This window comes from Leclercia sp. Colony189 (assembly GCF_009740165.1).
Taxonomy (GTDB): Bacteria; Pseudomonadota; Gammaproteobacteria; order Enterobacterales; family Enterobacteriaceae; genus Enterobacter.
On sequence record NZ_CP046557.1, the window covers coordinates 2999661 to 3024830 of the forward strand.

Annotated in this window: 24 protein-coding genes and 3 tRNA genes; 9 read left to right on the top strand and 18 right to left on the bottom strand. The window is 53.1% G+C overall.

All coding sequences use genetic code 11. The annotated features are described in order from the left end of the window. Positions 1-5: 5 nt before the first annotated feature. The 7 genes from GNG29_RS14385 to uvrY all read right to left on the bottom strand — a co-directional run bounded on the left by GNG29_RS14385 (position 6) and on the right by uvrY (position 3942). Positions 6-188, bottom strand: a complete 183-nt coding sequence (locus GNG29_RS14385; protein ID WP_103180120.1) for a hypothetical protein — start codon at positions 186-188, stop codon at positions 6-8. Between the two features lie 211 nt (positions 189-399). Continuing rightward, positions 400-486, bottom strand: a tRNA-Leu gene (locus GNG29_RS14390). Positions 487-498: 12 nt separating this feature from the next. Continuing rightward, a tRNA-Cys gene (locus tag GNG29_RS14395) sits at positions 499-572 on the bottom strand. 51 nt (positions 573-623) lie between these two features. Continuing rightward, positions 624-699, bottom strand: a tRNA-Gly gene (locus GNG29_RS14400). Between the two features lie 152 nt (positions 700-851). Then, complete coding sequence (gene pgsA, locus GNG29_RS14405; protein WP_032612063.1) at positions 852-1400, bottom strand: CDP-diacylglycerol--glycerol-3-phosphate 3-phosphatidyltransferase; 549 nt, start codon at positions 1398-1400, stop codon at positions 852-854. A gap of 56 nt (positions 1401-1456) precedes the next feature. Continuing rightward, positions 1457-3289 (bottom strand): excinuclease ABC subunit UvrC, encoded by a 1833-nt coding sequence (uvrC, locus tag GNG29_RS14410; RefSeq protein ID WP_156654825.1) that lies wholly within the window; start codon positions 3287-3289, stop codon positions 1457-1459. Continuing rightward, positions 3286-3942, bottom strand: coding sequence for a UvrY/SirA/GacA family response regulator transcription factor (gene uvrY, locus GNG29_RS14415; RefSeq protein WP_156654826.1), 657 nt, complete (start codon positions 3940-3942; stop codon positions 3286-3288). The genes uvrC and uvrY overlap by 4 nt, the downstream gene beginning before the upstream one ends. A 472-nt stretch (positions 3943-4414) precedes the next feature. On the opposite strand from uvrY, the gene GNG29_RS14420 reads away from it, so the two are divergent. After that, positions 4415-4639 carry a DUF2594 family protein gene (locus tag GNG29_RS14420; RefSeq protein WP_103180123.1) on the top strand — a complete coding sequence of 75 codons (225 nt, stop codon included), beginning with the start codon at positions 4415-4417 and terminating at the stop codon, positions 4637-4639. A gap of 66 nt (positions 4640-4705) precedes the next feature. Here the strand turns inward: GNG29_RS14420 and sdiA are convergent, their stop codons facing one another. The 9 genes from sdiA to GNG29_RS14465 all read right to left on the bottom strand — a co-directional run bounded on the left by sdiA (position 4706) and on the right by GNG29_RS14465 (position 15180). Continuing rightward, positions 4706-5428, bottom strand: coding sequence for a transcriptional regulator SdiA (gene sdiA, locus GNG29_RS14425; protein WP_156654827.1), 723 nt, complete (start codon positions 5426-5428; stop codon positions 4706-4708). Positions 5429-5648: 220 nt separating this feature from the next. Then, positions 5649-6401: an L-cystine ABC transporter ATP-binding protein TcyN gene (gene tcyN, locus GNG29_RS14430; protein ID WP_103180125.1), complete on the bottom strand. Its 753-nt coding sequence runs from the start codon at positions 6399-6401 to the stop codon at positions 5649-5651. Next, complete coding sequence (gene tcyL / locus GNG29_RS14435; protein WP_103180126.1) at positions 6398-7066, bottom strand: cystine ABC transporter permease; 669 nt, start codon at positions 7064-7066, stop codon at positions 6398-6400. Before tcyL ends, tcyN begins: the two co-directional genes overlap by 4 nt. 21 nt (positions 7067-7087) lie before the next feature. After that, a complete protein-coding gene (dcyD, locus tag GNG29_RS14440) occupies positions 7088-8074 on the bottom strand; it encodes a D-cysteine desulfhydrase (protein WP_103180127.1) in 987 nt (328 codons plus the stop codon). Positions 8075-8180: 106 nt separating this feature from the next. Beyond that, positions 8181-8981 (bottom strand): cystine ABC transporter substrate-binding protein, encoded by an 801-nt coding sequence (gene tcyJ / locus GNG29_RS14445; protein WP_114314567.1) that lies wholly within the window; start codon positions 8979-8981, stop codon positions 8181-8183. 88 nt (positions 8982-9069) lie between these two features. Beyond that, positions 9070-9621, bottom strand: coding sequence for a flagella biosynthesis regulatory protein FliZ (gene fliZ / locus GNG29_RS14450; RefSeq protein ID WP_156654828.1), 552 nt, complete (start codon positions 9619-9621; stop codon positions 9070-9072). 55 nt (positions 9622-9676) lie between these two features. Then, positions 9677-10396 carry an RNA polymerase sigma factor FliA gene (fliA, locus tag GNG29_RS14455; protein ID WP_039030897.1) on the bottom strand — a complete coding sequence of 240 codons (720 nt, stop codon included), beginning with the start codon at positions 10394-10396 and terminating at the stop codon, positions 9677-9679. Between the two features lie 179 nt (positions 10397-10575). Further along, entirely contained in the window at positions 10576-14043 is a 3468-nt protein-coding gene (locus GNG29_RS14460) for a methyltransferase regulatory domain-containing protein (protein ID WP_156654829.1), read from the bottom strand. A gap of 156 nt (positions 14044-14199) precedes the next feature. Further along, entirely contained in the window at positions 14200-15180 is a 981-nt protein-coding gene (locus tag GNG29_RS14465; protein WP_269775901.1) for a flagellin, read from the bottom strand. A 392-nt stretch (positions 15181-15572) separates the two neighbouring features. On the opposite strand from GNG29_RS14465, the gene fliD reads away from it, so the two are divergent. Genes fliD through amyA form a run of 4 tightly spaced genes read left to right on the top strand, consistent with a single transcriptional unit; the run spans position 15573 to position 19338 of the window. Next, positions 15573-17000, top strand: coding sequence for a flagellar filament capping protein FliD (fliD, locus tag GNG29_RS14470; RefSeq protein ID WP_156654830.1), 1428 nt, complete (start codon positions 15573-15575; stop codon positions 16998-17000). A gap of 14 nt (positions 17001-17014) precedes the next feature. Further along, a complete protein-coding gene (fliS, locus tag GNG29_RS14475; RefSeq protein ID WP_156654831.1) occupies positions 17015-17419 on the top strand; it encodes a flagellar export chaperone FliS in 405 nt (134 codons plus the stop codon). 5 nt (positions 17420-17424) lie between these two features. Next, positions 17425-17799, top strand: a complete 375-nt coding sequence (gene fliT, locus GNG29_RS14480; protein WP_156654832.1) for a flagella biosynthesis regulatory protein FliT — start codon at positions 17425-17427, stop codon at positions 17797-17799. Positions 17800-17853: 54 nt separating this feature from the next. After that, positions 17854-19338, top strand: a complete 1485-nt coding sequence (gene amyA / locus GNG29_RS14485; protein ID WP_156654833.1) for an alpha-amylase — start codon at positions 17854-17856, stop codon at positions 19336-19338. Between the two features lie 50 nt (positions 19339-19388). Here the strand turns inward: amyA and yedD are convergent, their stop codons facing one another. Together yedD and fliE are read right to left on the bottom strand one after the other, a co-directional pair. Next, on the bottom strand, positions 19389-19802 hold the full coding sequence (gene yedD / locus GNG29_RS14490; protein ID WP_103180136.1) for a lipoprotein YedD: 414 nt from the start codon (positions 19800-19802) through the stop codon (positions 19389-19391). 68 nt (positions 19803-19870) lie between these two features. Beyond that, entirely contained in the window at positions 19871-20185 is a 315-nt protein-coding gene (gene fliE, locus GNG29_RS14495; protein ID WP_103180141.1) for a flagellar hook-basal body complex protein FliE, read from the bottom strand. A 227-nt stretch (positions 20186-20412) separates the two neighbouring features. Here fliE and fliF point away from each other — a divergent pair, with 227 nt between their 5' ends. The 4 genes from fliF to fliI are packed head-to-tail and all read left to right on the top strand — an operon-like array spanning position 20413 to position 25150. Further along, entirely contained in the window at positions 20413-22092 is a 1680-nt protein-coding gene (fliF, locus tag GNG29_RS14500) for a flagellar basal-body MS-ring/collar protein FliF (RefSeq protein WP_103180142.1), read from the top strand. Beyond that, a complete protein-coding gene (fliG, locus tag GNG29_RS14505; RefSeq protein WP_103180143.1) occupies positions 22085-23080 on the top strand; it encodes a flagellar motor switch protein FliG in 996 nt (331 codons plus the stop codon). Before fliF ends, fliG begins: the two co-directional genes overlap by 8 nt. Further along, the gene (gene fliH / locus GNG29_RS14510; RefSeq protein ID WP_103180144.1) at positions 23073-23780 is read left to right on the top strand and encodes a flagellar assembly protein FliH; all 708 of its coding nucleotides are present in this window, start codon (positions 23073-23075) and stop codon (positions 23778-23780) included. Before fliG ends, fliH begins: the two co-directional genes overlap by 8 nt. Beyond that, positions 23780-25150, top strand: a complete 1371-nt coding sequence (gene fliI, locus GNG29_RS14515) for a flagellar protein export ATPase FliI (RefSeq protein WP_156654834.1) — start codon at positions 23780-23782, stop codon at positions 25148-25150. The genes fliH and fliI overlap by 1 nt, the downstream gene beginning before the upstream one ends. Positions 25151-25170: the final 20 nt, after the last annotated feature.

A 25170-nucleotide genomic window follows, 5' to 3' on the forward strand; every position in this document is an offset into this window, starting at 1 on the left:
TGCCGCTAATTGTGCTCGCTGCGCCGGTTGGTGTGGTCGTCACTGCGCTGTTTGCCCTGATCATCATCCTGCTTATCATGGCGGATGGGATGGCCGTGGCTGTCATAGATGATATCGTCATCGCCCGCAGCCCAGGCGCATGATGCAGCGAATGTCACTAACGCGGTAATCAAGGTCAGTTTGTTCATTTTGAACCTCTCGCGAAATGGTCGTTATTAGCGAGTACTACCTTTTTACAGAATAGTTATCCGTAACGCGAAGCTGGTCGTAAAGAAAGGTGATTAATTCCGGTGAATACGAGGAAAGTTTGAGAGGGCGATGAAATTTCAGGCACAAAAAAACCACCTTTCGGTGGTTTCACGACACTGCTTATTGCTTTGATTATTCTTGTCTTTCCCATGGTAGCCGGAGTGGGACTTGAACCCACACAGCGCGAACGCCGAGGGATTTTAAATCCCTTGTGTCTACCGATTCCACCATCCGGCCTCGGGAAGAAAGTGGAGGCGCGTTCCGGAGTCGAACCGGACTAGACGGATTTGCAATCCGCTACATAACCGCTTTGCTAACGCGCCTTAAATCTTTTGTCTTACGACTGACACCCGCTATTGCGCATGTCTTAAATTTGGAGCGGGAAACGAGACTCGAACTCGCGACCCCGACCTTGGCAAGGTCGTGCTCTACCAACTGAGCTATTCCCGCATTTATCAAGTCATTATGCTAATCACTTGATTTTGCTATCGACTAACGGGCCGTGCCGTCGTTCGATGCGTTGCATTCTACTTACCTGACGTTTTGAGTCAACGTTAATTTTCGCAAGGATAGATCGTTTGCTGAAAATTGCGCCGAAACGATCACTGATCAAGCAAATCCCCACGCGCGGCGTTCAAATATTGCAACATTGACCACAGCGTCAGCACCGCCGCGACCATAAACAGGCCAATACCCGCCCACTCTACCCACTCGTTTGGACGCCACAGCATCCATACCAGCGCCGCCATCTGCGCGGTGGTTTTGACCTTACCGATCCAGGAGACGGCCACGCTGCTGCGTTTACCCAGCTCCGCCATCCACTCGCGCAGGGCAGAGATAATAATCTCACGGGCAATCATGGTTGCCGCAGGCAGTGTGACCCACCAGCTGTGATAGTGCTCAACCACCAGCACCATGGCGATGGCCACCATCACCTTGTCAGCCACCGGGTCGAGAAACGCGCCGAAACGGGTGCTTTGATTCCAGCGACGCGCCAGGTAGCCGTCGAACCAGTCAGTGACTGCCGCAACAAAAAAGATAAGTGCACATGCGAAAGGCGCCCAGACAAATGGCAGATAAAACGCCAGTACGAAGAAAGGAATGAGAACGACGCGGAAAAGCGTCAGCAATGTAGGGATATTTAATCGCATAGTGACGGTAACTGTTTGTTGTCAGTAATTATTAGCCCTATGTTGCTACAGAGCCCTCAATGTTTCAACGAGTAGTAGATCTTTTCTGCCAGCCCTTGCGAAATACCTGGCACTTTTGCAATTTCCTCTACGCTGGCGTTGAGTAATCCTTGCAAACCGCCCATATATTTCAGCAACATCTGGCGACGTTTTGGCCCGACCCCTTCGATCGTTTCCAGAGTGCTGGTATTTTTCACCTTTGCCCGTTTTTTACGGTGACCGCTAATGGCGTGATCGTGCGACTCATCGCGAATATGCTGGATCACATGGAGCGCAGGCGAGTCCGGCGGCAGGCTAAAGCCCTCCCCTTCCGGCTCAAGGAACAGCGTCTCCAGCCCGGCTTTACGATCGGTGCCTTTCGCCACGCCCAGCAGCAGCGGATGATGCTTATCCCAGCTTACGTCCAGTTCGGCAAAAACGGATTTTGCCTGGGCGAGCTGGCCTTTACCACCATCAATCAGGATAACGTCCGGGATCTTACTCTCTTCAATAGCTTTACCATAGCGACGGCGCAGCACCTGATTCATGGCTGCGTAATCGTCACCGGGAGTGATATCCGTAATGTTGTAGCGCCGGTACTCCGCCCGCAGCGGTCCGTTAGCATCGAATACCACACAGGAGGCCACCGTCTGCTCCCCCATCGTGTGGCTGATGTCGAAACACTCCATCCGTTTCACTTCCGGCAGCTTAAGCACGGTTGCCAGCGCGATAAGACGCTGATGGACAGTCGACTGCTGCGACAGTTTAGTAGTCAATGCCGTTGCCGCATTGGTGCGCGCCAGCTTGAGGTAGCGGGCACGATCGCCGCGCGGTTTAGTCTGGACGTTAACCCGGCGTCCCGCCAGCTCCGACAGCGAATCTGACAGCAGCGTTTTATCGCTGAGATTAAAATCGAGCAAAATTTCCGACGGCAGGGTTCGCATCTGGCTGCCCTGCAAATAGAACTGGCCGACAAAGGTCTCAACGACTTCACCCAGTTCGGTACCGCCCGGCACTTTCGGGAAATAGCTGCGGCTGCCCAGCACCTTACCCTGGCGGATAAAGAGCACATGCACGCAGGCCATGCCCGCATCAAACGACACGCCAATCACGTCCAGGTCATCGCCGGTATTAGAGACAAACTGTTTTTCCGTGACCCGTCGTACCGCCTGGATCTGATCGCGGATCCGCGCCGCCTCTTCAAAGTTCAGCGCCTGGCTGGCCTTCTCCATACGGGCGATAAGCTGGTTCAGCACCTGATCGTCTTTACCGGCCAGGAACAGGCGCACATATTCTACCTGCTGTGCGTACTCCTCTTCGCTGACCAGCCCTTCCACACAGGGCCCGAGGCAACGACCAATCTGATACTGCAGACAAGGGCGAGAGCGGTTGCGATAGACGCTGTTTTCGCACTGGCGAATCGGGAATATCTTCTGCAGCAGCGCCAGCGTTTCCCGCACGGCGTAGCCGTTAGGGAACGGGCCGAAATACTCACCTTTCGCATGTTTGGCACCGCGATGGGTAGCCAGACGTGGATGGGTATCGCTGCTGAGAAAAATAAACGGGTAGGATTTGTCATCGCGCAGCAGCACGTTATAACGCGGCTGGTATAGCTTAATGTAGTTATGCTCCAGCAACAGCGCTTCGGTCTCTGTGTGGGTCACAGTGACGTCGATCTGCTGGATCTGAGCGACCAGCGCTTCAGTTTTGCGGGAGGCAAGATTGCTGCGGAAATAGCTGGAAAGACGCTTCTTAAGATCTTTCGCTTTACCGACGTAGATAACCGTCCCGCCTGCGTCATACATCCGGTAGACGCCTGGCTGGCTGGTGACGGTTTTCAGAAAAGCACTGGAATCAAACACTTCACTCACTGACTAATTAGGGTCTCGGCATTGCACAGACCATGACGGATGGCCAGGTGAGTGAGTTCGACATCGCCATGAATGTTCAGCTTACTGAACATACGGTAGCGGTAGCTGTTCACCGTTTTTGGGCTGAGATTAAGCTGCTCAGAGATCTCATTCACCTTCTGGCCTTTGGTAATCATCAGCATAATCTGCAATTCGCGCTCAGACAAACTGGCAAACGGTGATTCGGTCTTTTCTGGTTCAATCTGGCTGAGCGCCATTTGCTGCGCGATATCAGAAGCGATATAGCGCTGCCCGGAATAGACAGAACGGATAGCATTAACCACTTCCTGAGGGGCAGCGCCCTTGCTCAGGTAGCCCGCGGCGCCCGCCTGCATCACTTTTGCAGGAAGAGGATTTTCAGTGTGAACCGTCAGCATGATCACTTTGGTATCAACCCAGGCGCGCGCGATTTTACGCGTTGCTTCAAGGCCGCCAATACCGGGCATGTTCATGCCCATCAGGACAACATCAGCACTATTCGTCCGGCACCATTTGACGGCATCTTCACCGCAGCAGGCCTCGCCAGCAACTTTTATACCTTTAATATCTTCAAGAATGCGTCGTATCCCTGCGCGCACCAGTTCGTGGTCATCAACAAGAAGGACGTTGATCAAAGGAAATTCTCCAGAATAGGGATAACGCTACAGACAGTTAATTCGGCTCATATTAACGTTTTTTATCGCAAACTGAAAACGTTAAAAAATGCAGGCCTTCGTTATAACTCTCTTTTTTGGAAATTAACTTGTACATCAACTGGAAACGGAAGCCTTGCGCCATGCGGCTTAGGCATCATTTTTTAGGCTAATGTTTTCAAAAATTTACAGATTTGAGAGGCTATTTTCTTATTGTTAAAATACCACACGTAATTTTGTAACAATAATTAACCTGTTAACTACCTTAGTTAAACAATTACCCTGCGCTTAACGCCTTAAAAGTGTAGGGCGAACGGTCATTCAATTAAATAACCAAACCGGCTAAAAGTACAAAAAACAAGCACTGCGTTTTTTTTTAAGGCTTGTGGTATACTCCGCCGCCTTGAACTTTGAACTATGCGCTCAAGCGCCGTTTTTATCATGAGGAAAATAAATGAGCACACCTGATTTTGCCACTGCTGAGAATAATCAAGAACTGGCACAGGAAGTCTCCTGTCTGAAATCTCTGTTGACCCTGATGCTGCAGGCAATGGGCCAGGCGGATGCCGGTCGTGTGATCATTAAGATGGAACGCCAGATTGCGCAGATGGAAGACCAGGCTCAGGCTGAGGTATTTTCCAGCACCGTTAAGCAAATCAAGCAAGCTTACCGTCAATAAAACAAAAACGGCTGAAAGCAGTGCATTCAGCCGTTTACTCGTCTGCCACGCAGAACTGAAGTGTAGTCAGATAATGCCCGTCGCTGCCGCATAGCAGGCTATTTGCGTTTTATTCGGCGCATTGAATTTCTTCTGCATATTCTTCTGGTGGAAGTTCACCGTGTTTTCAGAGATAGAGAGAATAATCGCTATTTCTGCTGAGGTTTTGCCTTCCGCTGTCCATTTCAGGATCTCCTTTTCGCGCTTGCTGAATTTCATCTCGGGTGGCATCACCATTTCATGCTCCAGGCGTAGCAGCGTGGTCAAGGCCATGTGCACCAGCATTTGCAGACGCAACTCAACCACTTCATTCGCCATCATATTAACCGACAGGCTGGTGCTGGAGACCGACAGGAACCCCATCGCATGATTAGGCAGCATCAGACACTGGGTGATCCCTTTGCGCAGGCCGTGGTCGCGCGCGCCGTCCCATAAGGATTGCGCTTCGGCGAATAAGGCGTCGTTCCAGGGTAAGTGCCCGTGGACGAAATTCTCGGGTTTCAGCACAGGATCGATGGTGAAATAATTTTCCGCCAGATAGTGCGCCATCCACTGTTGCGGATAGGTTGAATGCACCGAGACTTTCGGTCGGGTAAACGGTACCGGATGACGGACGCAGAGAGCGAAATACTCATAACCCAGGTTCTGAGTTTGACGCTGAAGTTCGGGATATACCTCGCTGGCGGATGTCATCTCCTGAAAACGGAGATAGCACTCCCGTCGCCATGTAAAAAAGTCTAAATCCTTCATACCAAGTGAATGAAGCCCCTGTAAAGATAATCATTATTATGATTTCTTAAATTAACACATAAATCTTATTTATATGTATAAAATATCGACCCTGAGGTAATTATCTACAGATTTTATGCACTTAGGGGGTTTGTGGCGGGATAAAATCGCGGGACCATTCTTTTCAGGGATGAATATTTTGCTCCGGAGATTAATTCCGGAGCAATTAAAAGCAAATATGCTATTGCATCAGGAATTTCTCAAGGAATTGCCGGGTACGGGGCTGCTGAGGATCGGCAAACAGCGCTTTCGCCGGCCCCTGCTCCACAATACGTCCCTGATCCATAAAAATCGCCCTGTCTGCCACATCGCGGGCAAAGCTCATCTCATGGGTGACAATGACCATAGTACGTTTCTCCTGTGCCAGCTGGCGAATGGCATTCAGCACCTCCCCCACCAGCTCCGGATCCAGGGCTGAGGTCGGTTCATCAAACAGGATCACATCAGGACGCATTGCCAGCGCGCGGGCAATCGCCACACGCTGCTGCTGTCCACCGGAGAGACGGCGCGGGTAACTGCCCTCTTTCCCGGAAAGCCCCACTTTTGCCAGTAACTCCCGGGCACGGGCTGTGGCCTCCTCTTTGGGTTCGCCTTTGACAATTACCGGCCCTTCAATAATGTTTTCCAGCACCGTGCGATGGGGAAACAGATTGAAGCTCTGGAAGACAAAGCCGACGTGCTGACGCAGACGACGAATCAGCCCCTTTTGCTGACCCAGCGACTTACCGGTATCAATGGTGATATCACCCACGCGAATGGTGCCGGCTTCCGGATGCTCCAGCAGGTTGATACTGCGCAGCAGCGTGGTTTTACCGGACCCGCTGGGCCCGATAATCGCCACCACTTCTCCCTCCTGCACTTCCAGGTCGATACCGTGCAGCACCGTCTGGCCGTGAAATTTCTTCACCAGGTTTTTAACGTCGATAGCACTCATTTCGGATCACGCTCCTGGCGGTTAAGCTGGTTTTCAAAATAGTTTTGCAGCGCGGACAGCACGGTTGCCATGATCCAGTAGATCAGCGAGGCAGCCAGATACATGGTAAAGACCTCCAGCGTGCGCGAGGTGATCAGCTGCGCCTGGCGGAACAGCTCCGGCACCTGAATGGTGGCCGCCAGCGAGGTGTCTTTTACCAGACTGATAAAGCTGTTGCTGAGCGGTGGCAGGGCCACGCGCGCGGCCTGCGGCAGGATGGCCCGGCGCAGGGTCTGCCACGGCGTCATCCCGATACTGGCTGCAGCTTCCCACTGGCCTTTGTCGATGGAGGAGATGGCTGCACGCAGGGTTTCCGCCGCATAGGCAGCAGTATTAAGCGACAGGCCGATCATTGCCGCCGGGATGGGATCCAGCTCAATACCAAACTGCGGCAGGCCGTAGTAAATCATGAACAGCTGGGCAATTAGCGGCGTGCCGCGGAAGATGGAAATATAAAAACGCGCCAGCCAGCGCACGGGCAGCAGAGGCGACATGCGCATCAACGCCAGCACAAAGCCCAGCACCAGACCGAAAAACATCCCGCCAATACTCAGCTGCAGCGTAAATACGGCGCCTTTCAGCAGGAAGGGCAACGAATCAATCACCAGTTGGATACTTTCTTGCATTATGATTTTTCTGCCTGTGATTTAGACATGAGGATGGTAGGCAAAGAGAGCGGGCGCCCCGCCAGTATGAATAAACAGAATCGGGCCTTCATCTTTAAAGCGTTTCCGTTCGATTCCGTCAATAAGCCCGGCCATAGCTTTGCCGGTATAGACCGGATCCAGCAAAATCCCTTCAAGACGCGCCAGCAGTTTCACCGCCTCGGTCCCCTCATCATTAGGCGTGCCGTAGCCCGGCGCGAAATAGTCATCCCACAGCACGATATCCGCCTTTGCGCTCACCTCCAGCTGCTGTGCCACCGCCTGTTGCAACGACACTACCTTCGGTTTTTGATCGGCTACGCTGCGCGATACGGTGACGCCAATCAGTTCAACCTCCGGCATCAGCTGCTCAAGCCCGACCGCCAGCCCGGCATGGGTGCCTGCACTGCCGGAGGCCACCACCACCGAGGAGAGACCGACCGTGCCCTCACACTGCTGGGCAATCTCCAGGGCGCTTTCGACGTAGCCCAGCGCACCCAGCGCATTCGAACCGCCAACCGGGATCACATACGGGCGAAAACCCTGGGCTTCAACGCGGGTCGCCAGCGCATTCAGCTGCGCCACGGGATCGGTCAGCGCATCGCACATCTCTATCTGTACATTGAACAGATCCAGCAGTAGACGGTTGCCGTTGCTGAGATAATTTTCCGCCTTTGTGCCAATCGGGTTTTCCAGCAGGGCGATACAGTGCAGCCCCAGCTTTGCCGCGACGGCAGCGGTCTGGCGAACATGGTTCGACTGGATAGCGCCTGCGGTGATCAGCGTGTCGGCCCCTTCACGCAGCGCATCCGCCGCGAGGAACTCCAGCTTGCGCAGTTTGTTGCCCCCCATTGCTATGGGCGTCACATCATCACGTTTGATAAGGATGTCGCGCCCCAGGTAATCCGATAAGCGCGGCAAATACTCCAGCGGCGTCGGCGCGCCGATAAACTCCAGGCGCGGAAAACGCGTCAGGTTCTGTAATGACATGAAAACCTCCATAACCCTGTCTAAGTCTGATTTTTTTATTATGCACGTTGATGGCGAGGAAATAAAAAAGGCGCTTATCAAAGCGCCTTTTTTTTCAGTCAACTGCTTACTTTGTGACGTCTGCCCCGAACCATTTTTCGGAGAGCGCCTTCAGGCTGCCGTCTTTCTGCATCTCGGCAATGGCACCGTCAACAGCTTTGACCAGATCCTCGTTGCCTTTGCGGATCGCAACGCCCGCTTCCTGACGGGAGAAGGCATCACCGGCTACGGCCAGGGTGTTGTTGGTCTTCTTCACCAGATCCAGCGCCGCCAGGCGGTCAACCAGAATGGCATCAATACGGCCTACGCGCAGATCCTGGTATTTGGTCGGGTCGTCGTCATAGGTGCGGATATCAACGCCCTGCACGTTCTGGCGCAGCCACTCTTCGTAGTTGGTCCCCAGACCGACGCCCACTTTTTTATCTTTCAGGTCGGCAGCAGATTTAATGGAGCCTTCGTTACCTTTTTTCACCAGCGCCTGGATACCGGAGACGGTATACGGGGTGGAGAAGTCATACTTTTTCTTACGTTCGTCAGAGATGGTGACCTGGTTAATCACCACATCAATACGTTTTGAGTCCAGCGAGGCCAGCATGCCGTCCCATTTGGTCGGCTTCAGCGACGCTTTAACACCGAGGTGTTTTGCCAGCTCTTCAGCAAACTCCACCTCAAAACCGGTCAGTTTACCGTCGTCACCCTGGAAGCTGAACGGAGGGTAGGTTCCTTCCAGCCCAACCAGCAGCGTGCCGCGCTCTTTAACTTTGTTTAAAAGACCCTCTGCAGCGAAGGTCTTGACGCTCATACCCGCAACCAGCGCAACGGCCATTACACCCATCAGCGCCTGACGACCCAGAAGTGCAAATTTCATACATACCCCGATATGATTGGAATTTTGGTTGTAGTGTAGGGCGTTCGGCCGCAAGGTCAAACACGACTGCGCTACATGTTATTCATTTTTAATATATATCAGAAGTTGTTTCGCGGTGGACTTTCTGCTTCACCGCCATCGGCATTTGCGACCTGTATTGCGCATATTTGCGCAGCGCGATCCGGTAGTTGTTGGTGCTGGTCGCAGGCAGCCACGGTTCAAGATTTTCATCCAGATAACCGTTGGTCAGAAGCTCACGGGAAATATTCAGCGAGGTCAGATGCTGGCCAAGACGACGCAGACGCACAACATACTCGCGCACCGTTCCGTGACTCATCTCTGTCTGTTCAAACAGGAACTGCTTGAAGCCAATAATATCGAAAAAGTCGCTCTGCTCTTTACAGTGCAGGTCGCCACAAAAACGACATAACGCCACCCACTCCTGCTGCTCTTGCTGCCAGCCGGCTTCATCCAGCAGGGTATCGAGACGGGAGATCGCGATTTTATTGACGATCTCTCCACAACGGACCAGCGTGATGCGGTCAAGCAATTTATGGCAATGGGCGCAATGCGTCTGGCTGTGTTTAAAGTCTTTCAGGTAGCGGCTTAATGGCCGTCTTTTAGATTGCTGCACCGTCATGATAACTCCTGGTTGTCAATACGTTGTGCGGCACTTAACGGGTGACAAGGATCACCTATAACTTACCCAGCTTGGTACGTAAGCGTTTAATGGCCTGGCTGTGCAGCTGGCTAACCCGCGACTCCCCCACTTCCAGCACGGCACCAATCTCCTTGAGATTGAGCTCTTCCTGGTAATAAAGGGTCAGCACCAGTTGTTCGCGTTCCGGTAAAGCTTCAATAGCTTCCATTACGCGCTGGCGTACGTTGCCTTCCATTAACTGGTGCAACGGGTTTTCCTGCTGATGATCGTCCGTCACCAGTTCAATGCTATCGCCATGCTCTTCGCGCCACTCATCATAAGAGAAGAGCTGGCTGTTGTTGGTATCGAGCAACATCTGACGGTAGTCGGCAGTAGTGATCCCCAGACGATCCGCAACTTCGGTTTCCGTCGCGTTACGTCCAAGCTCCTGTTCCAGCTGCCCCATCGCTTGCGCTACTTCGCGTGCATTGCGGCGAACGCTGCGCGGCACCCAATCCCGGCTGCGCAGTTCATCCAGCATCGCACCACGAATACGCTGTACTGCGTAAGTCGTAAATGCCGTTCCTTGCAGAGCGTCGTATCGGTCAACTGCATTCAGTAACCCGATCCCGCCCGCTTGTAGCAGATCGTCCAGTTCCACACTCGCCGGCAGACGTACCTGAAGCCGCAATGCTTCATGACGCACCAGCGGAACATAACGCTGCCACAGCGAGTGTTTATCCATTACACCTTCAGCGGTATAGAGTGAATTCACGATAAACAGCCCTGCGTTAGTTGAGTTATCGGCATGATTATCCGATTCTGGAGGGGTTTTAATCGTGTGAATAGGGGTGAAATGGGGGGGTATTTTGAGAGTTAAGCTAAATGCAGACAGATTGCAGCAAGGATAATTAAGATATCCTTGCTGCCGATGAGAGAAGTTAAGAAATTGCTTTATTTATTAACATCATAAATTTCTCCTACCGAGAAACTTTCAGGCTCACGCCCTTCGCAATAATCTTGCCAGCACTTATACAGCATCTGTTCAACATAACCAGCGATACTTTCTTTCTGATTATTTTTAATTTTCATGCTGTTACGAAGATTCATGCGAATCGAATAAAGTTCATTCAAACGCTGCGTCCAGCCTACTGCATTGGCGACATACTCTTCTTTACTGTGCGCAATAAATTCAGGTAAATCCAGCGAATACATAATGGATGCCCCCTGGCGCGACACCAGCGTTTCCCCTGAAAGTGAGACCGTCGGCACACCCATCCAGGCCGCATGGCTGGTTACCGTTCCACCGGTGAACGGGAAGGTATCCAGCAGCAAATCAACCTCATTATGCGCTTTCAAATAGGATTGCATATCGGTTGCTTCACGCAGCGTGATGCGGTCTTTATCGATACCGCGTATTTCAAATTTATGTTCCAGTTCTGGCCATGTCACCATTGGCATATTGGCAACAATCATCCGGGCCGTTGGAACCGCCAATAGAATTTCCGCCCAGGCATCCAGGACGCTGTCATTCACTTTATTTGGTCGGTTAAAACTTCCAAAGGTGAAATGATTATTTTCAAACGCAGGTAAGATATTAATGTCCGGACTCTCTTCCTTTGCCCCGAAATTGCGTGGCAGTGAAAGATAAATCAATTTCTCCGTGAATTGCGCCTCAAGTGCTGGATCTTTCGGTACCGGGAATATGGTCGCATAATAATCCATGGTCGGCAGTCCCGTGGTGGCATGGTAGCCCACCCAGGAGATCTGCACCGGTGCAGGTTTCAACGCAAACGTCATCAGACGGTTAAACGCCGTATGACCAGCCAGATCGATAAGAATATCAATCTGATCCTGCTTGATCATTTCCGCCAGTTCCGTAGTGCTGGTATGTTGAACTTCTCGCCAGCCGTCAGAGGTCTTCTCGTAATAGTCCGTGCCGGCATTTCTTCCATACGCAGGGGCGCTGTTATAGGCAAAGAGCTCGAATTTGCTTCTGTCCAGTGCATCCCAGACAGGTAAGAAGAAGAAGTTAACCGGATGGTTCTCTTTGAAATCGCCCGAGACAAAGCCAATGCGTAATTTGCGGTTACTGGTTTTATCTGCCGGTTGGTAACCCACAAATTTCTGCTGCTCAGCCCAGCGCATTGCGCCATTCGCATAGCCCAGATGGCATTCTAAAATTTCCTGCACAGAGGCGTTGCCGCTGTGCGTCAGAATAAAGGCCAGAGATCCCATATTGCCAAAATCGACAGCAGGATCTTTAATCGACTGTTTCAGAAACGCAATGCCTTCTTCTGTTTTGGCTTGCTCACACAAGCAACTGCCCAACAGGCTAACCATCTGTTTGCTGGTGGGCACTAATTCCACGCCCTTGCGAGCACAATACTCTGCCCGCTCAAGCGTTTTACTCTCTTTGTGCAAAATACCCAGCAGATACCAGTCCGGACCGCTGGTTTTATCGCAACGCAATATCGCCCTTGCTAAACGCCCTGCCTGCCACGACATACGGTATTCGTATAAGGCCATGGCCAACTCAGAATAGATAAACAAGCTGGTCGAATTAAAAGAGAGCATGCGGGTAAGGGCAAGAATTGCTGCAGGATAATCTGCAACGCGCTTATAAAAACGGAGAAGATAGTAATTGCCGTTTAAAGTTTCTTGAAGAAGTGGCAATCTTTTTGCCACCAACTCACGCGCTTGGGTATACTCGCCTTTAATAAGAAGTTTGTTAATTTCAATGATCATATCCGCATCCACTTCCGGCTCTGTACCGGTTTGCGTGGACAGCGTCATCTTTTTGGCTACTTTTTCAAACGCACTGGTATAGAAGCCGCCTGCCGTTTCATTACTGGAGAACAGCAGCAATGAAGTGGCAATACGCCCTACCTCGGTAATAACTGCTTGGTTAGCCAATAACTGGTAATAGCGCTTCCAGCCGATGACTGAGCCCGTCAGCAAACCTTTGAATATCAGCCCTTCAAACAAATGATGATGCTCTTCATCGCTGATGAATTTTGTACCGCTCATCAACGTGCGCTCTTCATCGTTGACGTTGACTGTTTCGCCCCAGAGATTTATAAGCACGCTGGCATCAGGTTGAGCCAGAAGTTGTGCAGCCACCATAGGAGCCACGCCTAACTCATGCTCCGCTGAGGCAGGTTCCGCCTCACGCACATAGTGCAAGCCGGCAAAATTTGTTTTGAACAGTGCTGTCAGTGCAGCCAGCACTTTTTTTCTGTGGGACTGTTCGTCATTTTCAAGTGGGTCGTCATCAGGCAGGCGAGTATGGAACACGAGCTGTTCAAAACTGACGCTAAGCGGCCAGGCCTCACCCAGGATATCGAGGATCCCAAGGGTGGTTATATCTTCCGTAGCAATCGGCGTCCCGTCGTGCCCGGTCAAAAAGTTAGGGCTATGGCGAATATGTTGGCTTTTACGGCGGAAGCTGCCTGCCCAGCGCATACCAGCCAGACGACCGTAGTCGACGGTTTCCAGAACTTCAGCACTTCTGCTCGCATTCACTAATAAGCTAAACCGGCGATTACGGTTAACCGCAATATCCAGATATTGCTGGGTTAAAATCTTCCCGGCGCCGTTGGACATCTCCAGCCATGACTGCGTCATGCCATCATCATAATAACTGGTATGTTCGGTGGCAGGCCTGAGATCACCCACATAGGCCAGCCCGTTGTTCCCGATTCGCTCGTTGAATTCGATCAGGTAGCTGGCAGTATGATCGCTGCTGAGATAGTGATGGCTTAGCAGTTCGTCAGAAAGCCCCTGAGAAGTTTCGTTGATATAAGAAATCAGTTTTTTGGTTGTACTGGTTTCAACTGTGGTTTGATCAAGCCAGTTCAGCATTGCGCGTGCTTGATTGACTTGCCCTGTGTGCGTGTCGGCCCGGCTGCTGTGGATCTGCATCGCATCGCGGAGCATTTCTGTGAACCTGGCACCAGGCTGACAAAACCAATCAACGGCAACGATCCCTTTCTCGCTTAAACGCTGTTGGCAAGATAGCAAAATCGCATCTGTCAGCGAGTTTGCCAGGAAAGTAAAACTGCCCTGCACAATAATGAAATCGAACTTGCCTAAATCAGCCTCAAGGAACGTTTCAATTGAGGCAGAATAGAGTTGCAAGTTATCTCTGCCACTCCCCAGCGTTGCCAACATAGCGTCATGGCGGTTCTCTGTCTCTAGTTCAATTCCCACAATGTTTGCATAAGGATATTTAACCGATGTGGCAAGCAGCTCCTCTCCCTTTCCACATCCCAGAACTAACACTGAAGCATGGCGAACGCGGGCTGTTTCGACACCATATAACCACGCTGTAGCGCGAATATGTTCAATAGAGCTGTAAAGACGACGAGCTCCGGAGGGCGTAAATTCAGCCGGAGTTTCATTATTGGCCACGCTGTTCATGGTTCTACCTCTTGTATTGATATAGCGGAAGAGTAGCAAAACCCATCATGTACCAATTAGAGGAAGAGCCGGATTTATTACCCTCAATTCGCGTTTATCCCAGCACAATAAAAAAGGCCAGCCCTAAGGCTGACCTTTGTTGAACAAGGAGCGATATTAACGCAGAAGAGACAGTACGCCCTGAGGAACCTGGTTCGCCTGAGACAGTACAGAAGTACCAGCCTGCTGCAGGATCTGCGCGCGAGACATGTTGGACACTTCGGTCGCATAGTCAGCATCCTGAATACGGGACTGTGCAGCAGACAGGTTGGTGATGGTGTTGCTCAGGTTAGAGATGGTGGATTCGAAACGGTTCTGAATCGCACCCAGATCTGAACGTTGGTTATCAACTGCTTTGATTGCTGCATCAACGTTGCTTAATACATCAGTAGAAAGCACATCGAAGCCACCACTTAACACACTTACTGAACGTGCGTCTGTTCCAACGCTGGCCAAGGACATGGTGCTTACTGCAGTACCTGAAGCAGAAGTACTAGCGGCAGTATCTGAAGATGAAGTTACAACGTTGCTAGTGTAGCTTGCAAATGCTTGAGTCGCAGTGTCTGCGCCAACTGAGTTGGCACCCAATTTGTTCCAATCTGCGTTTGCTTTGATACCGATATCAATTGATTCGTTGTCGTTAGCGCCAACTTGGATCTTGATATCGGTATCAGCCGTGTTGTTCGCCAGAATTTTGCTGCCGTTGAACTGAGTCTGCTGAGCAACACGGTTGATTTCCAGCAGACGCTGGTTAACTTCAGACTGGATGGAGTCGATGTCGGAAGCAGAGTTAGTACCGTTCTGCGCCTGAACTGACAGCTCACGAATACGCTGTAAGTTGTTGTTGATTTCGTTCAGAGAACCTTCAGCAGTCTGCGCCAGGGAGATACCGTCGTTGGCGTTACGGGAAGCCTGAGTCAGACCCTTGATGTTAGAGGTGAAGCGGTTAGAAATCGCCTGACCCGCTGCATCGTCTTTAGCGCTGTTGATACGCAGACCGGAGGACAGACGCTCGATTGCTGTACCCAGGGAAGACTGAGATTTGTTCAGGTTGTTCTGAGTAGTCAGGGACAACAGGTTAGTATTGATAACTGCCATAATTTTCATTCCTTCAAAATTGGGTTTAGGTTTCGGTGCCTAACACTCACGGCGTCTCTCACCGTCAACAAGGTTATCGACGGGTCGCCAAAAGACTTTAGAATCAATTTTTAAAAAATTTTAACCTGATGATAAACAGAGAATTTTATTAAAAAAATCACATTTAGTCTTTCTGAATAAATCCCCCCTAACGCAAACTCACTCTTTTGTTTTCACTCTCTCAATCGACGTTTTACTTCTTAGGGTGATCTTCACGACCTGACGCAATCCCTCCATATACCCTATTCAGTGGCGGCTTTTTCTTAGATTATTTTTTTTTTGAGGCCGTAAACTTTTATCCCAAGACGCCGATAACGAGTTCTGAACTACTTCGTCTTTTAAGGAAAATATGCATGGCAACTATCAGTAATCTCGGGATAGGTTCTGCAGGACTCGGGGATTTGTACAATCAGTTAGAAGCAGCGGAAAGAACCAAGCTAACAACGATTACTTCCCAGCAAACGACCTATAACGCGCAATTAAGCGCGTATGGCAAACTGCAGAGCGCCATGACCAGTCTGCAGACGGCAACTGCGACTCTGGGTAAAACCACTACCTGGAACTCGACGGCGGTGAGTAGTACCAACACGGCATTTACGGCGACAACATCATCCGAAGCGGCTATCGGATCTTATACGGTGAACGTCAACCACCTTGCAAAAGCGCAGTCTCTGACGACCGGGACTATTGGCAGCAACACCGATGCGTTAGGCGACACAACAGGCACCACGCGCAAAATTACGATTACCCAGCCGGGCACCGAAAAGCCGCTGGAAGTGGAACTGTCGGATTCCGACACCTCCCTGAACGGTATTGCCAGCGCCATTAATAAAGCAAACGGCAATGTGACCGCCAGCGTAATCAAAGCGAAAGATGGTGATTACCGCCTTATGTTGACGTCTAAATCCACCGGTACCGACGGTGAGATGACGATAAAAGTCACTGGGGACGACAAATTACAAAGTGCAATTGGCTATGACTCAACAGCCAAAACCGGTGCATTGAACGTTCAGACCGCTGCACAAAATGCCACTATCGTGGTGAACGATATTACGATTGAGCGTCAGTCAAACACGATTTCCGATGCGATTCCGGGCGTGACGTTCAACCTGAAAGCAGAGAGTAAAGCTGACGAATCGCTGGATATTACCCGTGCAACGGACGCTAACCAAAAAGCAATTTCTGACTGGGTGACAGCGTATAACTCGCTGCAATCCACAATCAACAGCGTCACAAAGTATGTTGCTGTCGAGGCGGGAGCCGACAGCCAGTCCTCCAGTAATGGTGCACTGGTGGGTGATGGCAATGTCCGCGGTATCCAGTCTCAGCTGCGCGGTTTGTTGACCGAAGTGCAAAGCGGCTCAATGCAGATCATGGCTCAGCTTGGGGTAACTCAGGATCCTAACCGCGCGACGGATGGAACACTCGGCAATTTAAAAATTGATTCCGACAAGCTGAAAAAAGCTCTGGCCGATAATCCGGATGCCGTTCAGCAGTATTTTATCGGTGACGGTAAAACGACGGGGCTCGCCACCAAAATGAGCAAAACGCTGGATACCATGCTGAGTACCAGCGCAGGCAGTACCGGCGTGATCCAGAATGCGAAAGACGGTATCAATGCGACGATCAAAACGCTGGGTAAGCGATATGACGCGATGGAAGCCTCTATTGAAGCAACCATGGAGCGTTATAAAACACAGTTTACCAGTCTGAACGTCCTCGTGACGAAAATGACGAATACAGGTAACTACCTGACTCAACAGTTCTCTAGTTCATCGTAATTTCAGGAGCAAATATGTACAACACCTCTGGTGTTCAGTCCTATCAGCAGATAGGGGTGGAAAGCGCGGTAATGAACGCCAGTCCACATCAGCTAATTGTCATGTTGTTCGATGGGGCGCATAGCGCCCTTGTTCGGGCCCGCCTGTTTCTTGAAGCAGGCCAACTGCCGGAGAAAGGCGAAGCTTTATCTAAAGCCATTAACATCATCGACAATGGCTTAAAGGCTGGCCTGAATATGGATGTTGACAGTGAGTTGCCGGGAAATCTCGCCGCACTTTATGACTATATGGTTCGTCGTTTATTACAAGCGAACCTACGAAATGATGTCGAGGCGATCGTCGAGGTTGAGGGCTTATTGAATAACATTGCTGACGCGTGGAAACAAATCGGCCCCGATGCTGCCTCTATTTCAGGATAATTTTGATGAACAGTCCTAGCTCAGCTCTCAACAACTGGCATGCTCTCCATGCCTTGAGTATTGCCATGCTGAACCTCGCTCATTCCGGTCAGTGGGATGAGCTTATTGAAAAAGAAGTGGAGTACGTTCAGTTAGTCGAGGGCATCTCGCATAACCCTATCTCCGCATGCCCTCCGGCACAGATTGAACAGGCACGCTTTATTCTTGAAAAAGTACTGCAAAATGAGACTGAGCTTAAGGCATTGTTGAAAGTAAGAATGGATGAACTGCGTGAATTGATCACCCAAACCGGCAAACAACAATCTCTCTCCTCTACTTACGGCAGACTGTCTGGCAATATTCTCTATCCGGAAAATTTAACCAATATCACCCCGTTATGATTCTTATGATCCATACTCCAGAGGTCAGCCGAAACGGCTTCTGGAGCACGGAAGATGAAAAACCCCACCCTCTTGCAGTTCTTCCACTGGTATTACCCTGAAGGCAGTCAGCTTTGGCCGGAAGTGGCCGAGCGCGCCGACGGCTTAAATGATATCGGTATTAACATGGTCTGGCTGCCCCCGGCCTATAAAGGCGCGACCGGCGGCTACTCTGTCGGCTATGACTGCTACGATCTTTTCGATCTCGGCGAGTTCGATCAAAAAGGATCTATTCCCACCAAATATGGTGACAAAAACCAGCTGCTCGCCGCTATCGACGCACTGAAACGCAACAATATCGCGGTGCTGATGGACGTGGTCGTGAACCACAAGATGGGCGCCGATGAGAAAGAGGCCATCCGCGTTCAGCGGGTGAACGCCGACGATCGCAACCAGATCGATGACGAGATTATCGAGTGTGAAGCCTGGACCCGCTACACCTTCCCGGTTCGCGCCGGAAAGTATTCAAAATTCATCTGGGATTACAAATGTTTCAGCGGCATAGATCATATCGAAAACCCTGATGAAAACGGCATCTTCAAGATCGTCAATGATTACACCGGCGAAGGCTGGAACGATCAGGTCGATAACGAGATGGGAAATTTTGACTACCTCATGGGCGAAAACATCGATTTTCGCAACCGTGCGGTAACCGAGGAGATCAAATACTGGGCGCGCTGGCTGATGGAGCAAACCCAGTGTGACGGCTTCCGTCTGGATGCGGTAAAACATATTCCGGCCTGGTTCTATAAAGAGTGGATCGAACATGTCCAGGAGGTAGCGCCGAAACCGCTGTTTATCGTGGCGGAATACTGGTCGCCAGATGTTGATAAACTGCGACAATATATCGATCAGGTGGAGGGGAAAACCATGCTGTTTGACGCCCCGCTGCACATGAAGTTTCACGAAGCTTCTCTGCAGGGGCGTGATTACGACATGAGCCAGATCTTTACCGGCACGCTGGTAGAGGCAGCCCCCTTCCACGCGGTGACCCTGGTCGCTAACCATGACACCCAGCCGCTACAGGCGCTGGAGGCACCGGTTGAAGCCTGGTTTAAGCCGTTGGCCTATGCCCTGATTTTATTGCGCGAAAACGGCGTTCCCAGCGTCTTCTACCCCGATTTGTACGGCGCCAGCTATGACGATACCGGTGGTGACGGCGAGATGTACCACATCGATATGCCGGTGATTGAGCAGCTCGATCAGCTGATCCTCGCCCGCCAGCGCTTTGCTCACGGCATTCAGACTCTGTGGTTCGATCACCCTAATTGCATCGCCTTCAGCCGCAGCGGCACCGACGATAATCCCGGCTGCGTGGTGGTGCTCTCTAACGGTGACGAAGGCGAAAAAACCATTACGCTTGGGGAAAACTACGGCCATAAAACCTGGAAAGATTTTCTCGGTAACCGCGAGGAAGTGGTAATGACCGACGAAACCGGTACCGGTGTCTTCACCTGCAACGGCGGCAGCGTCAGCGTGTGGGTTATAGAAGCGGAATAGTAAGGCGTTGATAGCCGGGCGGCGTTGCCCCTGCCCGGCCTGCAAATCCCTTAAGGCAGCTTGCTCTCAAGCGGATTTTTACTCAGGTAATTTGCACACTCGACGGTAGGTTTGTCGACGCGCTGCAGGCTCATGCCATCGTACTCAATGGCGGAGCCTTCCCGCTCCAGCGGGTAGATATCCAGCTTGCGGGTGACGTTGTAATAATCGTCAGAACGCAGCATGATTTTCCCCGGCACGGCCACCACGCGCTGCCACTGCCGGCAATCGAGGGTATCCCCCTCCTGCGTCACGACCAGCGTCGCGATCGCTTCCGGGCTGACCATGCTGCTCTGCGGCCCTTTCGACTGCCAGTAACCCGCCAGTTCAGCCGGGACAGGATGTTTGATCACGTCCTGATATCTGTCGACCTGTACACAGCCGGTTAAGGCCAGCAGCCCCGCTATAATTGCTATTTTTTTCATCATGATTCCGTCTATGTCGAAAAAAATAGTGTGGCATTAAAGCCGTCGCGTCGCCAGCACCAGAAGGACTAAACCTGCATCGACATAACGTCCTGATACGCCTGCATCAACTTATTACGCACCTGAATGCCCATCTGCATCGATACCGATGCTTTTTGCATATCGGCCATCACATCGTTCAGACCAATGCCCGGTACGCCGAGGGTGAATTTTTCGCCCTGCACGCGCGCCGCGGTTTGCGTGTCGCTGATCCGGTCCAGCGCCGCATGCAGCTGGCCCGCGAAGCTGACCGTCGACTGCACATCAGCCACGTTCTGATTACGCGCGGTCATCGCCGTTGCCTGGAGCTGGCTGATGACGCTTTCAATGCCCTGTATTGCCATGACGTTCCCCTGATGGTTTTCTACGCGCTCAAGAGTAGCAGTCTGTCAATGAGATAAAGGCGCTAAATAGCGTTAAAAAACCAGGTTATTTGACGCATAGAAATTCCCGTTTCAACAAATAATGGCACAGCCATGATTATGGAATTTTTTGTGTGTTTGCCGACCCGGGAGTCTGTTTTGTTTCTCCACACTAATAATGAAATCCACGATGAGTCGCGAGGTGCGCTATGAGTGCGTCAGCAACAACAAGCCCTCAAACTAAATCTCTCGAATGGATGAGCCGCTTGCGCGCGAACCCTAAAGTGCCGTTGATCGTGGCAGGCGCTGCCGCCATCGCGATTGTTGTCGCTATGGTCTTATGGGCCAAACAACCAGACTACCGCACGCTCTTCAGCAACCTTTCCGATCAGGATGGCGGCGCTATCGTCACCCAGCTCACCCAGATGAACGTCCCTTACCGCTTCGCGGATAACGGCGGCGCGCTGGAAGTCCCCGCCGATAAAGTTCATGAACTCCGCTTACGTCTTGCCCAGCAAGGCCTGCCGAAAGGCGGGGCAGTAGGCTTTGAACTGCTGGATCAGGAAAAATTTGGCATCAGCCAGTTTAGCGAGCAGGTGAACTATCAGCGCGCGCTGGAAGGCGAACTGGCCCGTACCATCGAAACGCTGGGTCCGCTGAAAAGCGCCCGCGTGCACCTGGCCATGCCGAAACCGACCCTGTTTGTCCGGGAACAAAAAGCCCCTTCGGCATCCGTCACCGTTAATCTGCAGCCTGGCCGCGCGCTGGACGAAGGGCAAATCAGTGCGGTGGTGCATCTGGTCTCCAGCGCCGTGGCGGGTTTACCGCCGGGTAATGTGACCCTGGTGGATCAGACGGGTCGTCTGTTAACCAAATCCAACACCGGCGATCGCGACCTCAATGACGCACAGCTGAAATATGCCACTGATGTGGAAAATCGCATTCAGAGCCGCATCGAAGCCATTCTCGGGCCGATTGTAGGGACAACCAACGTTCATGCCCAGGTTACCGCGCAGATCGATTTCTCCGATAAAGAGCAGACCGAAGAGCAGTATCGTCCGAACGGCGATGCCGCCCAGGCGGTGATGCGTTCGCGTCAGGTAAATGAAAATCTGCAGGTGGGCGGCCCATTCCCGGGGGGCGTACCGGGTGCGCTCTCTAACCAACCAGCCCCGGCCAACACTGCGCCGATTAATGCGCCAGCGCAGAACCCGCAGAACGGTCAGCAGGCGAATCAGCAGCAAACGGCGGCTGCGGCCAATTCCGGCCCGCGCACCAGCAGCCGCAACGAAACCACTAACTACGAAGTCGATCGCACCATTCGCCACACCAAAATGAACACGGGTGATGTGCAGCGTCTCTCCGTGGCGGTGGTCGTCAACTACAAAACTCTGCCGGACGGTAAGCCGCTACCGCTGACCGCCGAGCAGATGAAACAGATTGAAAACCTGACCCGTGAAGCGATGGGTTACTCAGAGACGCGTGGCGATACCTTAAACGTCGTGAACTCGCCGTTCAGTGCGGTTGACGATAACAGCGGCGAGCTGCCGTTCTGGAAAACTCAGTCCTTTATCGCCCAGATGATGGATGCCGGTCGCTGGCTGCTGGTGGTGATTGTCGCCTGGCTGCTGTGGCGTAAAGCGGTACGTCCGCAGCTGGTACGCCGCGCCGAAGAGGCGAAGGCGCTGAAAGAGCAGACCATGCTGCGTCAGGAAACAGAAGAAGCGGTGGAAGTCCGTCTCAGCAAAGACGAACAGCTGCAGCAGCGCCGTGCTAACCAGCGCATGGGCGCTGAGGTGATGAGCCAGCGTATTCGCGAAATGTCAGATAACGATCCGCGCGTCGTGGCGCTGGTCATTCGCCAGTGGATGAGTAACGAAAATGAGTAACCTTACCGGAACGGATAAAAGCGTCATCCTGCTGATGACCATTGGCGAGGACCGGGCGGCGGAGGTGTTCAAACACCTCTCCCAGCGCGAAGTGCAGATTCTCAGTGCGGCAATGGCCAACGTGCGTCAGATCTCCAACAAACAGCTGACCGACGTATTGTCGGAGTTTGAGCAGGAAGCGGAACAGTTTGCGGCGCTCAACGTCAATGCCAACGAATACCTGCGTTCGGTGTTGGTCAAAGCCCTCGGCGAAGAGCGTGCCGCCAGCCTGCTGGAGGATATTCTCGAGACCCGCGATACCGCCAGCGGCATCGAAACGCTCAACTTTATGGAGCCGCAGACCGCAGCCGATCTTATTCGCGACGAACATCCGCAGATCATCGCCACTATCCTGGTTCACCTTAAGCGTGGTCAGGCGGCCGATATTCTGGCGCTGTTCGACGAGCGCCTGCGTCACGATGTGATGCTGCGTATCGCCACCTTCGGCGGCGTCCAGCCGGCGGCGCTGGCGGAACTGACCGAGGTACTGAATGGCCTGCTTGATGGCCAGAACCTCAAGCGCAGCAAAATGGGCGGCGTGAGAACGGCGGCCGAAATTATCAACCTGATGAAAACGCAGCAGGAAGAGGCGGTTATTACCGCAGTGCGCGAATTCGACGGCGAACTGGCGCAGAAAATTATCGACGAAATGTTCCTGTTCGAAAACCTGGTCGACGTGGACGACCGCAGTATCCAGCGCCTGCTGCAGGAAGTGGACTCCGAATCGCTGCTTATCGCCCTCAAAGGCGCCGAACAGCCGCTGCGCGAGAAGTTCCTGCGCAACATGTCCCAGCGTGCGGCGGATATCCTGCGCGACGACCTTGCCAACCGTGGCCCGGTCCGTCTGTCTCAGGTGGAAAACGAACAGAAAGCGATCCTGCTTATTGTGCGTCGTCTGGCAGAAACCGGCGAGATGGTGGTAGGCAGCGGCGAGGATACCTATGTCTGATGAACTGCCGTGGAAAGTCTGGACCCCGGACGATCTCTCCCCTCCCCGCGCGGAATTTGTGCCTGCGGCCGTCGCTTCTGCCGATCTGGGCGAGGAAGAGGACGCGCCAGAGCTGAGCGAAGAGGAGCAGCGCGCGCAGCAGCTGGCGCAGATCCAGATGCAGGCGCACGATCAAGGCTACGCGGCCGGTCTGAACGAAGGCAGGCAGAAAGGCCAGGAGCAGGGCTATCAGGAAGGTCTGACTCAGGGGCTGGCCCAGGGGTTAGAACAGGCGCGTTCGCAGCAGGCGCCGATCCATGCCCGGATGCAGCAGCTGGTGAGCGAGTTCCAGAATACCCTGGACGCGCTGGACAGCGTGATCGCCTCGCGCCTGATGCAGATGGCGCTTGAGGCGGCACGCCAGGTGATTGGCCATACGCCGCCAGTGGATAACTCTTCGCTTATCAAACAGATCCAGGGGCTGCTGCAGCAGGAGCCCTTGTTCAGCGGCAAACCGCAGCTGCGCGTCCACCCAGACGATCTGCAGCGCGTGGAAGAGATGCTCGGCGCGACCCTGAGCCTGCACGGCTGGCGTCTGCGCGGCGATCCGACCCTGCATCACGGCGGCTGCAAAGTCTCTGCCGATGAAGGGGATCTGGATGCCAGCGTGGCAACCCGCTGGCAGGAACTGTGCCGCCTGGCGGCACCGGGAGTCATCTGATGACCGCTCGCCTCACCCGTTGGCTCACCACCCTCGACAACTTTGAAGCGAAGATGGCGCAACTGCCCCCCGTTCGTCGCTATGGCCGCTTAACCCGCGCCACCGGTCTGGTACTGGAGGCGACGGGCCTGCAACTGCCGCTGGGGGCCACCTGCATTATCGAACGGCAGGACGGTAACGAGATCCACGAAGTCGAGAGCGAAGTGGTCGGCTTTAACGGCCAGCGTCTGTTCCTGATGCCGCTGGAAGAGGTCGAAGGCGTGCTGCCCGGCGCGCGGGTCTATGCCAAAAATTTCTCCAGCGACGGACTGCACAGCGGCAAGCAACTGCCGCTCGGCCCGGCGCTGCTCGGACGGGTGCTGGACGGCGCCGGTAAGCCGCTGGATGGCCAGCCCGCGCCCGACACCACCGAAACCGGGGCGCTGGTCACACCGCCCTTCAACCCGTTACAACGCACCCCAATCGAACACGTACTGGATACCGGCGTGCGCCCGATCAACGCCCTGCTGACCGTCGGTCGCGGCCAGCGTATGGGCCTTTTTGCCGGCTCCGGCGTCGGAAAATCGGTGCTGCTCGGCATGATGGCCCGCTACACCCAGGCCGACGTTATCGTGGTGGGGCTGATTGGCGAGCGTGGCCGTGAAGTTAAAGATTTTATCGAGAACATCCTCGGTGCGGAGGGGCGTGCCCGCTCGGTCGTGATTGCCGCCCCGGCGGATGTCTCTCCCCTGCTGCGCATGCAGGGGGCTGCCTATGCCACCCGTATCGCCGAAGATTTTCGCGACCGCGGCCAGCACGTGCTGCTGATCATGGACTCCCTGACCCGTTATGCGATGGCCCAGCGTGAGATCGCTCTGGCGATTGGCGAGCCACCGGCTACCAAAGGCTACCCGCCTTCGGTGTTTGCCAAACTCCCGGCGTTGGTGGAGCGCGCCGGGAACGGCATCAATGGCGGGGGCTCCATTACCGCCTTTTACACGGTGCTGACCGAAGGCGATGACCAGCAGGACCCGATTGCCGACTCGGCACGCGCGATCCTCGACGGCCATATCGTCCTGTCGCGCCGCCTGGCCGAAGCGGGCCACTATCCGGCTATCGATATCGAAGCCTCTATCAGCCGTGCGATGACGGCGCTGATTACCGAGAAGCATTACGCCCGGGTGCGTAACTTCAAACAGCTGCTCTCCAGCTTCCAGCGCAACCGCGATCTGATCAGCGTCGGGGCGTATGCCAAAGGCAGCGACCCGATGCTCGACAAGGCGATTGCCCTGTGGCCGCATCTGGAGGCGTATCTGCAGCAGGGTATTTTTGAGAAGGCCGACTGGGAAAGCTCAATCCAGGCTCTGGAGATGATCTTCCCGCAGGTGTAACAAGGTAGAGGGCGAATGTC

Coding starts and splice junctions, on each gene's coding strand:
- tcyJ (WP_114314567.1), bottom strand. CDS start 8,981: ATGAAATTTGCACTTCTGGGTCGTCAGGCGCTGATGGGTGTAATGGCC.
- fliI (WP_156654834.1), top strand. CDS start 23,780: ATGACCGCTCGCCTCACCCGTTGGCTCACCACCCTCGACAACTTTGAA.
- fliH (WP_103180144.1), top strand. CDS start 23,073: ATGTCTGATGAACTGCCGTGGAAAGTCTGGACCCCGGACGATCTCTCC.
- amyA (WP_156654833.1), top strand. CDS start 17,854: ATGAAAAACCCCACCCTCTTGCAGTTCTTCCACTGGTATTACCCTGAA.
- fliG (WP_103180143.1), top strand. CDS start 22,085: ATGAGTAACCTTACCGGAACGGATAAAAGCGTCATCCTGCTGATGACC.
- fliF (WP_103180142.1), top strand. CDS start 20,413: ATGAGTGCGTCAGCAACAACAAGCCCTCAAACTAAATCTCTCGAATGG.
- GNG29_RS14420 (WP_103180123.1), top strand. CDS start 4,415: ATGAGCACACCTGATTTTGCCACTGCTGAGAATAATCAAGAACTGGCA.
- fliE (WP_103180141.1), bottom strand. CDS start 20,185: ATGGCAATACAGGGCATTGAAAGCGTCATCAGCCAGCTCCAGGCAACG.
- tcyL (WP_103180126.1), bottom strand. CDS start 7,066: ATGCAAGAAAGTATCCAACTGGTGATTGATTCGTTGCCCTTCCTGCTG.
- sdiA (WP_156654827.1), bottom strand. CDS start 5,428: ATGAAGGATTTAGACTTTTTTACATGGCGACGGGAGTGCTATCTCCGT.
- fliZ (WP_156654828.1), bottom strand. CDS start 9,621: ATGACGGTGCAGCAATCTAAAAGACGGCCATTAAGCCGCTACCTGAAA.
- yedD (WP_103180136.1), bottom strand. CDS start 19,802: ATGAAAAAAATAGCAATTATAGCGGGGCTGCTGGCCTTAACCGGCTGT.
- fliS (WP_156654831.1), top strand. CDS start 17,015: ATGTACAACACCTCTGGTGTTCAGTCCTATCAGCAGATAGGGGTGGAA.
- GNG29_RS14460 (WP_156654829.1), bottom strand. CDS start 14,043: ATGAACAGCGTGGCCAATAATGAAACTCCGGCTGAATTTACGCCCTCC.
- GNG29_RS14385 (WP_103180120.1), bottom strand. CDS start 188: ATGAACAAACTGACCTTGATTACCGCGTTAGTGACATTCGCTGCATCA.
- fliD (WP_156654830.1), top strand. CDS start 15,573: ATGGCAACTATCAGTAATCTCGGGATAGGTTCTGCAGGACTCGGGGAT.
- GNG29_RS14465 (WP_269775901.1), bottom strand. CDS start 15,180: ATGGCAGTTATCAATACTAACCTGTTGTCCCTGACTACTCAGAACAAC.
- tcyN (WP_103180125.1), bottom strand. CDS start 6,401: ATGAGTGCTATCGACGTTAAAAACCTGGTGAAGAAATTTCACGGCCAG.
- dcyD (WP_103180127.1), bottom strand. CDS start 8,074: ATGTCATTACAGAACCTGACGCGTTTTCCGCGCCTGGAGTTTATCGGC.
- fliT (WP_156654832.1), top strand. CDS start 17,425: ATGAACAGTCCTAGCTCAGCTCTCAACAACTGGCATGCTCTCCATGCC.
- pgsA (WP_032612063.1), bottom strand. CDS start 1,400: ATGCGATTAAATATCCCTACATTGCTGACGCTTTTCCGCGTCGTTCTC.